Below are 13019 nucleotides of genomic sequence, written 5' to 3' on the forward strand. Positions count from 1 at the left end.
TTGTTGTTACTCCTAGGCAGTTTCCTGAGAAGTTTATTCCAAAGGCCATTATTAGAACTTTGCTCGGTTTGCACGTTCCCGTTTACGGTGACGGGAAGGCAGAGAGAGATTGGATATTCGTAGAAGATACTGCGAGGATAATAGCTGACTTACTAGATAGGGCTGAGTGGAAGGGGGAAGTTTATAATATTCCTGGGAAACAGAGGGTTACCAATCTTGATTTGCTTAAATTGTTAGAGGAAGTCATGGGTAAGGAGATTAAAATAAAGTTTGTTTCCGATAGGCCGGGGCATGATAGGAGGTATTGTATGAATACTAGGCTTTCTTACGAAACGACTCCTCTGAAGGATGGATTGAGGAAGACTTATGAGTGGTACTTGGAGAATGAGTGGTGGTGGAGGCCACTAATTGCAGATAAGTTCTTTAAGGAAGATGAGCCGTGGAAGTGAATTACTTTTTATGAAAGACTAATAATATAATAGATTAACGCCTTTTATAAGATCCTTTTTAAATCCTAAGATCTTCACAATATTAGATCACAAAAAGTATCTACATGTCTGTGTTAATCATATTAGTGAAAATTATATAACACTATGTATTTTAACAAGATACTTTGGCACTGTAGAGATAAGAAATTGGACTTCATAAAGGGCGATGTGAGTATCGCAATATATTCTGCTATAGAAGATCTCATGCGTAATAACAATATTAGCAGGAGTCTAGCAGTATTAACGTACCACTTAATAACTTCTCATCCTTTCGTTGACGGCAATAAGAGAACTGCTTTAGGGTTGTTATTACATATTTTACATGAGTTATTTAATGATAAAATATCAATATTGCCAGATTTACTAGATTTACTTATAAAGACATTGACTGATGTTGCTGACAACCCGCCAGAAGAAGACGAGCATGCAATAAACAAGATAAGAGGAATTATACAACGGATTATTGGAGATTGAGATATTTATCCTCGTTTTCTTTTTCATTCTCATATTTCCTTACATAGAGGACTTTTCCGTGAATTTTCAATACTCCAGTTCTGTCAAATTCAGCTAACGCGTCAAAGTATTCTCTATAGGTCTCGAGAGAGTGTCCCAAGCGCAAATAATTGAATAAATATAGTATGATAGAAAAACAATTTTATAATTAATTAAGAATAAAATATAATTATATCTTTCAGTATAACGAGAGATTAAGCTTATATTGTAATGGAAAATAATCACGTATAGAGAAAAACAGAATTTCCAACATAGTCCACACTACCTTGATCAACTCTCGCGGTATAAGTTAGTGGGCGAGTTGACTCTCCGGAACACGCGATAACACAGAAGTGTAGATGTAGGAGTTGTAAATCAACGCGATAACGTAGACAAAGAGCTCGACCATACCCTTTTCAGTAGCGTAAGGCCTCCAATACCTCCTCAAGAAGATCCCAAAGAACTCCACATACCTCCTGAAACTAGAGAAACCTATCAACCAGGTCGAGGACTTCCCCACGAAGCCCCTATCCACTACCTTATAACCGCTGCGAGAGAAGCCAACCTTATTGTCCAGAAAATTGGCCAGCTCCACCTGAATCTCGTGAACTATCATTGTAGGCGACATGAGGTTGAAGACCTTGAAGCCGAAGTAACTCCTGTTCCTCTTCTTTGTAAACTCTCCCTTGAACCTCCTCCTCACTTTGCACTTAATGTAAAAGAAGAGCGTGTTAGCCGCCTCCCTGTACTTCCTCTGCCTTAGGTCTAGCTCAAACTTCTTCTTCAATGTTTCCTTGTTCCTCTTCCCGAAGGGTACCTCGATTAGGAAGGAATCCACGATCCACAGCTTTCCAACCTTTCCGTATAACGCACTGCTAGGTAAGTAGTCAGCGGGGCTACTCATCTTCTCCTCCAACTCCTTGGCGTACTCCTTGAACAGAGTCTTTACCTCTCCCCTAACTGGGGCTACTGGGTATAGTTGTGTGAGAAAATATGTAAGCAGAAGGTTAAAAGTCTTCATCAAGACTCACCTGGAACCTTGAAGCGTGGAGTTGTTTGAGATGATATGAGTAATGCCTTATCACCGACATGGGCCTGAACTTCCAACGCGAATTACTTTCATGGATCGAAACGTAGAGATAGACCTCCAAGGAGCGAAGAGAGGGAAAGTAACCTCCGAGCTCCTCCTCGAACCTAGCCAGGATCGAGTTGAAACTCTCCGACGTGTTATTAGTGTAGAGGTAGTGTCTAATCTCCCTGGGGAAGTTGAGAAAGGAACAATACTTGTCAGCAGCGTCAAGAAGCCTCTTGGCTCGGGCTGGAGAAAAGGGTTGGACAAGTTGGCTGAGGGACAATATAGCCTTCCTTCCCTCCTCCACCTTCCTGGAGGACTTTAGATCCCTAACTCTAATCATTAGTTCCTCCTTGTCTGGGAGGACCCTCATGAGGTTCCTAACCATGTGTGTTATACAGAGCTGGTGTTGAGAGGAGGGAAAGAGCGTGGACACGACGCGATCGAGTCCAGAGAAGTCATCGCTCACGATTACGTCAACCCTGCTGACTCCCCTGCTTACGAGTCCGCTCAAGAAGGACTTCCAACCGTCCAAGTCCTCCCTATCCCTAACTTCGTAGTCCAAGACGAACTTATTCCCTTCTAAGTCAACTCCTATGGCAATGTAAATGGCTCTCTCCATGATCGACTCGCTGATTCTGACCTTTACGATCTTCACATCGATGTAAAGGGCTAGGAGATCGTGAGGTAGTTCGCGGCTCTTGTATTCCTTGAGTTTGTTGGATATTCTCTCGGCAACCCGATTCATTACGATCTCACTATACGGTATTCCCTTGGCTGCTAACACGGCCTTGACTTGACTTGGAGTCATGCCTGATAGAACGAGCTGCTGGAGGAAGTCCTCGTAATCTGGGCTGGTCCTCTCGTACTTCTCCGGAAGGATCTTGGGTCTGAAGCCACCCTTTCTGGTTCTCGGTACTCTGAGTCTTAATACTCCGTCTCCGGTTCCCAGATATCTGAAGTAGGTCCCGTTCTTGTGGTCGTCCTCAACTTGCAAGTAGGCTTCCCTCTCTTCCATCATGGCCTCTTGCAAGATTATCTCCTCTATTTCCCTTAGGCTAACTCCTTCTTTGATTGCCTTTCTTATCTTTTCTCTTATTTCTTCCATTACCTTCATGGTATTACTCTCCCTTATGGTATTACCCCTTCCGGGGTTATTTTTACTTTTTGTCATTATTTTTCACCTTTTGCTACCACAACTATAACTGGTAGCCCCACTAACTCTTCTAAATTCCTTTGAGTTTGCAGTACCTCACTCATAGTCCTTCACCTCTAAATAATGCTGGATTAAGTACTGGACTAGAGAATTCCTAGCTTACTCCAGCTTATCTAAAATTTCCGAATTAGCCCTCCATAATCTTCATAGCCTCGTTGATGTGGTATAAAGCCTCCAAAAGCTCCAATAACTTATCACCCTGGACTTGCGTGGCTCATCCCCGTGAAGCGATATCTTCTTCTATTTGCATCATTTCCCGCCTTACTTTCTCTATCTCATTCCTTAGTTCAGTACTAGCTAACTGCTTCAGTGTTTCGATATGACAGCACTTTCCTCTGAAAGTAAACCCTTTCACAATCGCAGGAAGCCTTAGTGATTTTTAGGCTGACTGGGTCTAGCGCTAGCATTGTATAATGTACTAGGTTAGCCCTGGACTTTCATCGTATATACGCTGAAACGATTATGCCTTCAGATAATACGTAAAAAACATCTAACCTTTAATCGGATTTTTGGGGATTTGTGTGGAAATCATGTTTGCTCTATATGATATTTCATATCACAAGACCTATAATATAGCATATGTACGTGGTATATATGGCATAAATATATTATAAGTAGTTCAACAGTATAGTTAATAGGGAATTCAAAATGGTGATAACGCATAAATTAACCGATGAGCAGAAAAAGATTTTAGAAAGAATGCATAGCAGAGTAGATTATATTTTCGAGAGAATGTCCCAAGCGGAAATAATTGAATAAATCTATGTATAAGTTTGTGGATAATTATTCAAAAGAAAAATGAATTACTGACAAATTTTGAATTTTCTCTTCAACTTAAAGGTGGAGTAATACTTAAAGGGAACCGGGACGATGTAGTACCGATTCACATGAAGCCTTGGATAGAATACTACAACGGCCCGGTCCCCTATGAACATTTATCAGCAAGGCATAAAACACTTGTGAAAATGAACTACATGCTGATCACATCTGAAGTGCTGTCGCGTCTCTCTGACCTCTTCATACTGAGAGCGTTAATAGTTATGATTGTGTGGACGTGCTCCTACAGGGACGTGCGGAGCTACTACGAGTCAGACGTGGTGGTAAGGTGGTTCCTAGGCGAGTACAAGTCTAAGTCGGAGATCCATAGGAGGGCAAAGAAATTTAGGGGGCTACCAGTTATAGTTGTGGTAGCAAAAGGTGAAAAATAATGACAAAAAGTAAAAATAACCCCGGAAGGGGTAATACCATAAGGGAGAGTAATACCATGAAGGTAATGGAAGAAATAAGAGAAAAGATAAGAAAGGCAATCAAAGAAGGAGTTAGCCTAAGGGAAATAGAGGAGATAATCTTGCAAGAGGCCATGATGGAAGAGAGGGAAGCCTACTTGCAAGTTGAGGACGACCACAAGAACGGGACCTACTTCAGATATCTGGGAACCGGAGACGGAGTATTAAGACTCAGAGTACCGAGAACCAGAAAGGGTGGCTTCAGACCCAAGATCCTTCCGGAGAAGTACGAGAGGACCAGCCCAGATTACGAGGACTTCCTCCAGCAGCTCGTTCTATCAGGCATGACTCCAAGTCAAGTCAAGGCCGTGTTAGCAGCCAAGGGAATACCGTATAGTGAGATCGTAATGAATCGGGTTGCCGAGAGAATATCCAACAAACTCAAGGAATACAAGAGCCGCGAACTACCTCACGATCTCCTAGCCCTTTACATCGATGTGAAGATCGTAAAGGTCAGAATCAGCGAGTCGATCATGGAGAGAGCCATTTACATTGCCATAGGAGTTGACTTAGAAGGGAATAAGTTCGTCTTGGACTACGAAGTTAGGGATAGGGAGGACTTGGACGGTTGGAAGTCCTTCTTGAGCGGACTCGTAAGCAGGGGAGTCAGCAGGGTTGACGTAATCGTGAGCGATGACTTCTCTGGACTCGATCGCGTCGTGTCCACGCTCTTTCCCTCCTCTCAACACCAGCTCTGTATAACACACATGGTTAGGAACCTCATGAGGGTCCTCCCAGACAAGGAGGAACTAATGATTAGAGTTAGGGATCTAAAGTCCTCCAGGAAGGTGGAGGAGGGAAGGAAGGCTATATTGTCCCTCAGCCAACTTGTCCAACCCTTTTCTCCAGCCCGAGCCAAGAGGCTTCTTGACGCTGCTGACAAGTATTGTTCCTTTCTCAACTTCCCCAGGGAGATTAGACACTACCTCTACACTAATAACACGTCGGAGAGTTTCAACTCGATCCTGGCTAGGTTCGAGGAGGAGCTCGGAGGTTACTTTCCCTCTCTTCGCTCCTTGGAGGTCTATCTCTACGTTTCGATCCATGAAAGTAATTCGCGTTGGAAGTTCAGGCCCATGTCGGTGATAAGGCATTACTCATATCATCTCAAACAACTCCACGCTTCAAGGTTCCAGGTGAGTCTTGATGAAGACTTTTAACCTTCTGCTTACATATTTTCTCACACAACTATACCCAGTAGCCCCGAGTTAGTAAAACTGCTGAGGGTATACTTCCAGCTAGATGAAGTGCTTAGCTTCGCTACTTTTGAACTCCAAGATGACGGGATAGTTGCGGAAATTTCTCAATTTAAGGACAGAGTTAGAAAAGTGATTGAGAAGTTGATAAGCTGAATTTTTCTTCAGTAAACTGGGGAGTTTATTCTATCTCAGCAATCACTAAAACTTTCTTGCCTGCTAACTTTTCTCCAATCTCTTTAGGGATGACGGCACTATAGTAAGGAACTTTCTCTTCACCCTTCTTATAATACTCCATAGAAAACAGCTTAACATTATTTAACTCCAATTTATCCTCATCAGTTATTATCATTAAACTCTTCAACTCCTTATTTTCAAAGTCTTTAGAATATTCTATAGGAAAAGTTATAAAATAAAATCCTTAATTCCGTCTATTATACCGTTATCCCCAAAGGAGATAGTTAAGATATACCTCGTTAACGAATGATCTATAAAATCTTAACTTGCCGAAACCTAGGCTAGCTCCCCTTTCCTCGTTTATTCTAAAGTTCACGATTTCCATATCATTTCTCATCTTCATTGAAAGGTAAACGTCTTCATAACCGTTTATGAAAGTCTCGTCGAAAACTTTACCGTTTATCGCCCTTCTATTCAAAACCATGAAGCTTCCTCCGTTAACGAATGAGTCTTTCACCTCTCCAGCAAAGTTCCTCATTAATCCTATCATTGAGTCTATTATAGTAAGAGTTGTAACTCCCAGCTTTGCACCATATTTCATCTGAAGGTAACTGTAAACTTCTGCAGGAGGTATTTTCATAAACTTTCCAATGAAGTTCATTCCCTTCAGAAAGTAGGGTTTCACCTTAATCAAAGAAACCTTATAGGAGTGGTATCTAGAAGGTTTAGCTAGAACCATTCCCTTGCTTGATGTTGAAAGTTCGTCTTTCAACTTCTTTAAGTTGTCTATACCATGAACGTCATCGTTAGAGATCACGACCCAACGAGGTGAACTTTCTAACGCAACAGACAACCCCTTGTTAACGCTCCTAGCGTAATTAAAGAATCTCCCTTTACTTTCAACCATCACGATCTTAGCTCCTGAGAATATTCTCATCACTTCCTTGGCGCGTGCACTTTCCACGTCAGCCGTGGGTATCACCACAGCTATATCATCGTTACCCGTTTGCCACACTTTCATTTGTGCTGTATCTCTTTTTCTCATCCATTCTATTATAGTATTCCTATCCAGAGAGTATATTTTCTCCACAATTGAAGGGTCTTCACTTGAAAACATGTCCTCAATCATGCGGAATTCCATACCTTTACACCTTTTCTATAAAACACAGTATAGAAATTCATCATCGAAAAGGAGTATATTGCGTCCTCAATTGGAATTGTGAATATTCTAACCCCAAGAATTGAATGAGGACCATAAACAACCACCGGCAACGACGTCAGGAAATAGTCAAAGACCAAAAAAGGAATATATGTTAATCCAAGGAATATCCAATAGTTCCTGGATCTGAACATTTCAGGATCGAGGAACTCAACAAGCAGAATTGAGGATGATAAATAAATCAATACTATGAAGGTATATGAGTACTCCGTCAAAAATACATCTATTGCGAGAAGAAACAAAGCTATTAATATCATCAATTCTCTTGTAATCCAATTCACTTCCCTGTCACTTACCTTAGTTCTTACAAAATCGTATATTAAGAGGGTAGCAAAAGGCGTAACAATGAAGAAAAATACCTCCTCTATGGGAAGATCAACAATTCGAATACCTAAGATCCACTTAGGATTGAAACTCCAAGAGTCCTTAAGAGTAGCTAAGAAGTCCCATATTACGTAAAGAGGGGCAACTATCCCTATAGAGAATGCTAATGACTTATAATATCTTCTGACCTTGAAAAGGATTGATATTAGCAAGGTAGGGAAAAATATCATTGAATCAATTTCGACATAGGCTAAATGCGGTGGAAAGATATTAAATTCCAAATAGGTACACCCAAGAAATTATATAAACCTTGAGCTAGCACTCTTCTCCTTTTAGGTTTTACCTTCATTCTATTGACCACACAAGGATCGGCCATTATCCTCCTTGCGGTCCACTTATACATATCGCCAGCAGTTTTTACTGCAATCAAATATCTACTAGGTATCATATGATATCCCCTTTCGGCTTCCTTTTGAAAGAAGAAATACCTTTTGAGGTTAAATCTCATGAATTCCTTGAAAGCTTCGTTGCACTCTAGCAGACTTGAAACCTTGAATTCCTTCATTTCGTTAACAGGCAAATATTGTCTTCCCATTTCCATGTCTTCTCTTACATCTCTAATGAAGTTTAGATATTGCATTGCTCTACCTAACATTCTAGCGTAGTATGCAGCTTCATCCCTTAAGTTAAGTATTTTCATCATCATAAGACCCACTACCTCTGCAGATCCCCACATGTAGCCTAAGGTCTCGTCTATTGTATAGTATACTTTCTTCTTTAAGTCACTCTCCATAGAGTTTAAGAATGCCTCAACCCATTCCTCTTTAAATCCTCTTCTCCTCATCATCTCAACGAAATTTGATAATACTACGTCTCCGCTAGAACCGTTATCAAGTTCCTTATAATATAATTCTCTGAGTGAGTAAAATTCTTTAACCTTTTGCGGAACGGAGTCAACTAGATCATCAAAAACTCGAACGAAAGCATAAAGTTTTGTCACATCTCTCCTAATCTCTCGAGGGAAAAGTAACGTGCTGTTATAGTAAGTTATGCTGCTCTTCTTGAAAATGCTGTTAAGCTGATCCTTCATAACTAAGAGTTTATTAAACATCCAGCAAAAATAATTGTGTAAAAAATTTCTTAACACTTGTTTTAAAGGGAAATTAAAATTCAACTAATAGAAAACCTTTTATGTCGTCTTTCACCTTTTATCCTATGTTAGAAACGTTAGAGCTCACTGCAATCGGAATCCTCTCCTTCTTCGGAATGGAATTCTTAGCCAGATTTCTTCATAAGTATGTAATGCACGGAGCTCTTTGGTTCCTACACGAGGATCATCATAGAAAGAAACAAGCTGAACTTGAAAAGAACGATGCATTTGGAATAATTTTCGCGGGCATTGCAATACTCTTGATTGCTGAGTGGTTAAGAACTGGAAATCCGCTTCCTTTTGCAGTGGCTGTAGGAATGACAGCTTACGGTGCTGCTTACGCTTTTGTGCACGATATGATAATACACGACAGGCATTTACATTTACGTTCTTGGGGTTTAAGACACCAACCCTTTAGGGAGTTAATACTTGTTCATGACGTACATCATCGTGATGGGAGAGGAAATTGGGGTTTCCTTCTGGTAATAAGAGGAATAGATAAGATACCGGAGGAAGCGAGGCAAAAGGCATGAAAGTAGTAATAGTAGGAGCTGGAATAGGGGGACTTTCAACTGCCCTTTATTTAAGAAAGAAGGGAGAGGAAGTAACTGTAATAGAAAAGTTGGATCAGCCAGGTGGAAGGGCTCGAAGCTTCTCACATGAGGAATTCTCATTTGACATGGGACCATCATGGTACTTGATGCCTGAAGTCTTCGAAAAATTCTTCCATGAGGTAGGAGAGGAACCCCCTCAAATAATGAAAGTTAACCCTTTATTTTCCTTATATACGGGAAAGTTAAACGTTCTAGAGAGAAGCGAGGAATTTAATCATGACCTTTCTCAGTTTAAGGACTTTGAAAGCTACTTGGAAGACACTCAATTCATGTATTCTCTGGCTATGGAGAAATTCCTATTTAAAGAGATGAAATTTTCGGATTTCCTCGATCCAGCAATAATAAGGAACTTAAAAAGGTTTCCAATATTTACCAGCTTGGATTCATTTAACAGGAGATATTTCTCCGACGATTTTCTATTGAAGGCTTTAGGTTTCTCCTCAGTTTTTCTTGGAGGTTCTCCTTTCAACACCCCAGCAGTTTATGCAATAGTAAATTATGCAATATACGGAAAGGGAGTTTACTACCCCAAAGGAGGATTTGCAGGATACGTAACTAAACTATTTGAAGCTTGTAAGAAGTCCGGAGTTCAATTCAAGTTCAATCATGAGGTAGATAAGATAGACGTAGATAACGATAAGGTCATTTCTGTTAGATCAGGTGAAGACGTGGAAAGAGGAGACGTGTTCATATTTAACATGGATTATCATTACGCTGATACTCTGCTCCCTATGGAATACACAATGAGGGGAGAATCCTACTGGGAGAGAAGAAAACTTTCTCCATCTGCAGTCTTAGCTTATGTTGGAGTTGAAGGAGAAGTTAATGCTCCACATCACGGAATCTTCATCAACGGAAATTGGAAATTACACTTTGATTCAATTTCTAAGGGAAATGAACCTGACCCTGAAAATATGTCTTACTACGTAAGTTATAGGAAAGCTACTGACAGCTCTTTGAAGGGAAAGGACTTGGTATTTCTTATACCAGTTTCTCCTGGACTTTTACTTCCAAATTATCAAGATTATGTCAGAAAAGTAATTGATGATTTCAAAGCAAAAACTAGAAGTAGCTTCCATATAAAATACGAAAAGATATATAGACCCGTGAACTTCGAAGAGGATTATAACGCATATAAGGGGTCTGCCTTCGGATTATCTCATGCTTTAGATCAGACAGGTCCATTTAGACTTCCTATGAAAAACAGAAAACTATCTAATTTGTTCTATGTTGGTCAATACACCCAGCCTGGAATAGGAGTTCCTATGGTAACTATATCTGCCATGATCGTAGGAGATAAAATATTAAACTGGTCTAAAAAATAGAAAATATAATCTTTTAATTTACTATTAATTTTACATCATTTTCTTTTATGTTTTCCATTAATTATAAAAAATTTTTAGAAGTCACTCTGGAGGTATTTCCTTATATGCTAAGTCTATATCGACTCCTCTTTTCTTATTATAGAACTTAGATGCAAGAAATATCAATGCTCCTATTACGAAGGAAAGGATTACGAAAGCTAAGGTAATGGGATTTGGAGTTCCATTGGAATTTACGAAGCCAAATGTTGGATTCGTTACTGCTTCATATGTTAAGAACAGGAAGTAAGCAATTTCAATAACGGAAGCAACCATCAGAGCTGGGGCTTTATTCTTAGAACCGTATAGGAGTGCAGCTATACTTACCACCATAAAATATACCATTCCAATTACTATTGCACCGTAAAGTGAAGTGGCGCCTGATATTGAAACTACGGGGAACACTAATAATCCCAGGGTGAGAGCAAGATCAAAAGCATGAGTATAAACCGGAGATCCTCCTTTGTTTAACCTTGTAAATATCTCTGGGAACACTCTATCGAAGGCCATTGCAAATATGTATCTGGCGAAGACAACTACACCGTAAGCTAGAATTGAGAACTCCCACATTAACAAGCCTATTCCCATGAAAAGCTGAAGCGGTAAACTGTTTGTGAGCCCCATAGCTACGGTCCAGAAGGTATAGGTGAATCTGTTATTTATGAACTTATAATTTGTGAATGCGTATCCTCCAGCTTGATACATCAAGAAGAAGCCTAGAGTCACTAGAGCACCAGTTATTAAGAGAGGAACGAAGACTCCGTACTTTACAAACTTCACCTTTTTCACTTCGGCGGCGACAGCAGGAGTTGCCTGCATCCATGGATATGTGAATATTGCAATGATGGGAAGAATTCCAATTGTAGCAACTAAGCTAAACGGAGCCACAGAGGATGCATAGTTTGAAGGAGGAGTAATTCCCTCAACTGAGATGAACTTAGATATTGCAGTATGAAAGTCTCCTAAATTCATAGCTAAAACTACCATTGCTACTATTGTAGCTGCCATTGCTATCAAACCACTTACTGTCACTAAAGCATAACCCCACTTTGCCTTCAGTATGTTGAAGCCTATCGCTATTCCAAATATCATTGCACCTAACAAGTAAGAATACACAGGCGCGCTAAGTGTATTTGATATCGATACCAGAGAAGTTATTCCATCCATCATTCCTATAGTGCTTAGAACTGAACCTATTGCCTGAGAGAAAAAGAAGGCTATAAGAGCGAAGTATGCCGTAGATTCAATCATAAGAGCAAATGCCATTGTAGTTCCCAAAAAACCGTTAAAGGTTCTGGAAAACCAAACGTAGTCTCCACCCGTTCTAGCGATCTTACCACTAAGATAGCTGTAAATGTAAGCTTGAGGTAGAGTTAGGATCAAACCTATAATTGCTGCAATCCAAATGATTCCTCCTTGAGGAATATAAGGGCTTATGCTAGTGTATAGTGCAACCCCAGCTGATATATTTCCAAGATTTAGTATAACTGTATCTATACCGTTTACGTCCTTTATGAGACCGGAAGATTCACGCGTGAAAACTGAATTTTCTCCCATGAATTTTCGTGGGTATATATGTTATGTGGTTTTAAGTCTTCTCTTTGATAAGCTGAAAGTCTTTTAGCGAAAAGGGATATCAGATCCCGTGATTAATTTATATTACTTAAAATATTGCCATGATTTTTAAAGAGAAAAATGTTGATACGCCCATTTTTCTTATAATAATACCTTTGTCAACGGTTTAGCGATATTATTAGGAGTTATAATGCTGTTTGCCGCAATGCATTTCATTCACTACTATGATTATCACTATTATCATTATTACAATTATTATTCCTAATGAAATAATATACGAAAAGAGAAAAATTTTTAAATAAGTTTTCTATATCTTTTAATGTGGTTTGCGAGAAGTGGGAATTGAAATTCTTGTTTAGGAAGAGGATAACTAATCTTGAAGAATTATCGGAATTTTTAGCTAAGGAATTTCCTCATGAAGAAGTTATAATGTTAATCTTTGATAAATTGTATTTGCTCAGAGAAGACCCCAAAAAGTATGCCAGGGAGAAATTAAAGAACCAAACTGATAAGGACGGAAGGCCTTTATTCTCTATAGAAGTTACTGGAGATATAAGGATAGTCTATAGTTTTGAGCCAAAAAATTGTACTGTATTCATTTGGAGGATTGGGAACCATAAGAAAGCTTACCGTTTCTAGCCCTAACTTTCTTAAGCGTTAATTCCTTTAACTTCTCTAATTCTTCATCACTTTCAATTGTGACGAAGTAATATTCTCCGTCTTTTCCGCTCCTCATATGTATAAACTCTGCAAAGAGGTTATTAAAATAATGTGCTAATCGAATTCTCTTATTGAATTTTGAAAAATTGTTAAGTAAGTAGTATAAGCGCTTATCTTTGGATCCGGCTT

General features: G+C 39.6%; 14 protein-coding genes and 4 pseudogenes. 9 read left to right on the top strand and 9 right to left on the bottom strand.

Going from position 1 to position 13019, the window contains the following annotated elements; all coding sequences use genetic code 11:
- Nucleotides 1–8: 8 nt before the first annotated feature.
- Both YN1551_RS04335 and YN1551_RS04340 read left to right on the top strand, forming a co-directional pair.
- Nucleotides 9–449: pseudogene (locus YN1551_RS04335) on the top strand (NAD-dependent epimerase/dehydratase family protein); the annotation flags it as partial.
- Nucleotides 450–593: 144 nt separating this feature from the next.
- Nucleotides 594–962 carry a type II toxin-antitoxin system death-on-curing family toxin gene (locus tag YN1551_RS04340; protein WP_012717267.1) on the top strand — a complete coding sequence of 123 codons (369 nt, stop codon included), beginning with the start codon at nt 594–596 and terminating at the stop codon, nt 960–962.
- Here YN1551_RS04340 and YN1551_RS04345 read toward each other — a convergent pair.
- The 3 genes and pseudogenes from YN1551_RS04345 to YN1551_RS04355 form a co-directional block, all read right to left on the bottom strand.
- Nucleotides 949–1101 (bottom strand): hypothetical protein, encoded by a 153-nt coding sequence (locus tag YN1551_RS04345; RefSeq protein WP_238527872.1) that lies wholly within the window; start codon nt 1099–1101, stop codon nt 949–951. The two genes, YN1551_RS04340 and YN1551_RS04345, sit on opposite strands and share 14 nt — an antisense overlap.
- A gap of 189 nt (nt 1102–1290) precedes the next feature.
- Nucleotides 1291–1938: pseudogene (locus tag YN1551_RS04350) on the bottom strand (IS5/IS1182 family transposase); the annotation flags it as partial.
- A gap of 49 nt (nt 1939–1987) precedes the next feature.
- On the bottom strand, nt 1988–3226 hold the full coding sequence (locus YN1551_RS04355; protein ID WP_012717268.1) for an IS256-like element ISC1332 family transposase: 1239 nt from the start codon (nt 3224–3226) through the stop codon (nt 1988–1990).
- 929 nt (nt 3227–4155) lie between these two features.
- On the opposite strand from YN1551_RS04355, the pseudogene YN1551_RS16520 reads away from it, so the two are divergent.
- The 3 genes and pseudogenes from YN1551_RS16520 to YN1551_RS17405 all read left to right on the top strand — a co-directional run.
- Nucleotides 4156–4437 (top strand): annotated as a pseudogene (locus tag YN1551_RS16520) (IS5/IS1182 family transposase); the annotation flags it as partial.
- A 38-nt stretch (nt 4438–4475) separates the two neighbouring features.
- Nucleotides 4476–5714, top strand: a complete 1239-nt coding sequence (locus tag YN1551_RS04365) for an IS256-like element ISC1332 family transposase (protein ID WP_012717268.1) — start codon at nt 4476–4478, stop codon at nt 5712–5714.
- A gap of 12 nt (nt 5715–5726) precedes the next feature.
- Entirely contained in the window at nt 5727–5906 is a 180-nt protein-coding gene (locus YN1551_RS17405) for a hypothetical protein (protein WP_080513568.1), read from the top strand.
- A 25-nt stretch (nt 5907–5931) separates the two neighbouring features.
- Here the strand turns inward: YN1551_RS17405 and YN1551_RS17005 are convergent, their stop codons facing one another.
- The 4 genes from YN1551_RS17005 to YN1551_RS04380 all read right to left on the bottom strand — a co-directional run bounded on the left by YN1551_RS17005 (nt 5932) and on the right by YN1551_RS04380 (nt 8560).
- Complete coding sequence (locus YN1551_RS17005) at nt 5932–6102, bottom strand: hypothetical protein (protein ID WP_012716298.1); 171 nt, start codon at nt 6100–6102, stop codon at nt 5932–5934.
- Between the two features lie 90 nt (nt 6103–6192).
- Entirely contained in the window at nt 6193–7068 is an 876-nt protein-coding gene (locus YN1551_RS04370; RefSeq protein ID WP_012717270.1) for a hypothetical protein, read from the bottom strand.
- Nucleotides 7053–7751: a lycopene cyclase domain-containing protein gene (locus tag YN1551_RS04375; RefSeq protein WP_012717271.1), complete on the bottom strand. Its 699-nt coding sequence runs from the start codon at nt 7749–7751 to the stop codon at nt 7053–7055. Before YN1551_RS04375 ends, YN1551_RS04370 begins: the two co-directional genes overlap by 16 nt.
- Complete coding sequence (locus YN1551_RS04380) at nt 7721–8560, bottom strand: phytoene/squalene synthase family protein (protein WP_048052435.1); 840 nt, start codon at nt 8558–8560, stop codon at nt 7721–7723. Before YN1551_RS04380 ends, YN1551_RS04375 begins: the two co-directional genes overlap by 31 nt.
- Nucleotides 8561–8685: 125 nt before the next feature.
- Between YN1551_RS04380 and YN1551_RS04385 the strand changes: the two genes are divergently transcribed.
- Nucleotides 8686–9153, top strand: coding sequence for a sterol desaturase family protein (locus tag YN1551_RS04385; RefSeq protein ID WP_048052111.1), 468 nt, complete (start codon nt 8686–8688; stop codon nt 9151–9153).
- The gene (locus YN1551_RS04390) at nt 9150–10559 is read left to right on the top strand and encodes a phytoene desaturase family protein (RefSeq protein ID WP_012717273.1); all 1410 of its coding nucleotides are present in this window, start codon (nt 9150–9152) and stop codon (nt 10557–10559) included. Before YN1551_RS04385 ends, YN1551_RS04390 begins: the two co-directional genes overlap by 4 nt.
- 81 nt (nt 10560–10640) lie before the next feature.
- Here YN1551_RS04390 and YN1551_RS04395 read toward each other — a convergent pair whose 3' ends face one another.
- Nucleotides 10641–12152 carry an APC family permease gene (locus YN1551_RS04395; RefSeq protein WP_012717274.1) on the bottom strand — a complete coding sequence of 504 codons (1512 nt, stop codon included), beginning with the start codon at nt 12150–12152 and terminating at the stop codon, nt 10641–10643.
- Between the two features lie 148 nt (nt 12153–12300).
- Here YN1551_RS04395 and YN1551_RS18145 point away from each other — a divergent pair.
- A pseudogene (locus YN1551_RS18145) lies at nt 12301–12435 on the top strand (DUF1286 domain-containing protein); the annotation flags it as partial.
- 56 nt (nt 12436–12491) lie between these two features.
- Nucleotides 12492–12809: a type II toxin-antitoxin system RelE family toxin gene (locus YN1551_RS04400; protein WP_012717275.1), complete on the top strand. Its 318-nt coding sequence runs from the start codon at nt 12492–12494 to the stop codon at nt 12807–12809.
- On the opposite strand, the gene YN1551_RS17410 is transcribed toward YN1551_RS04400, so the two are convergent.
- Nucleotides 12766–12906 carry a hypothetical protein gene (locus YN1551_RS17410; protein ID WP_238527873.1) on the bottom strand — a complete coding sequence of 47 codons (141 nt, stop codon included), beginning with the start codon at nt 12904–12906 and terminating at the stop codon, nt 12766–12768. The genes YN1551_RS04400 and YN1551_RS17410 overlap by 44 nt on opposite strands.
- Nucleotides 12907–13019 lie beyond the last annotated feature (113 nt).

Source organism: Sulfolobus islandicus Y.N.15.51, assembly GCF_000022485.1.
Taxonomy (GTDB): Archaea; Thermoproteota; Thermoprotei_A; order Sulfolobales; family Sulfolobaceae; genus Saccharolobus; species Saccharolobus islandicus.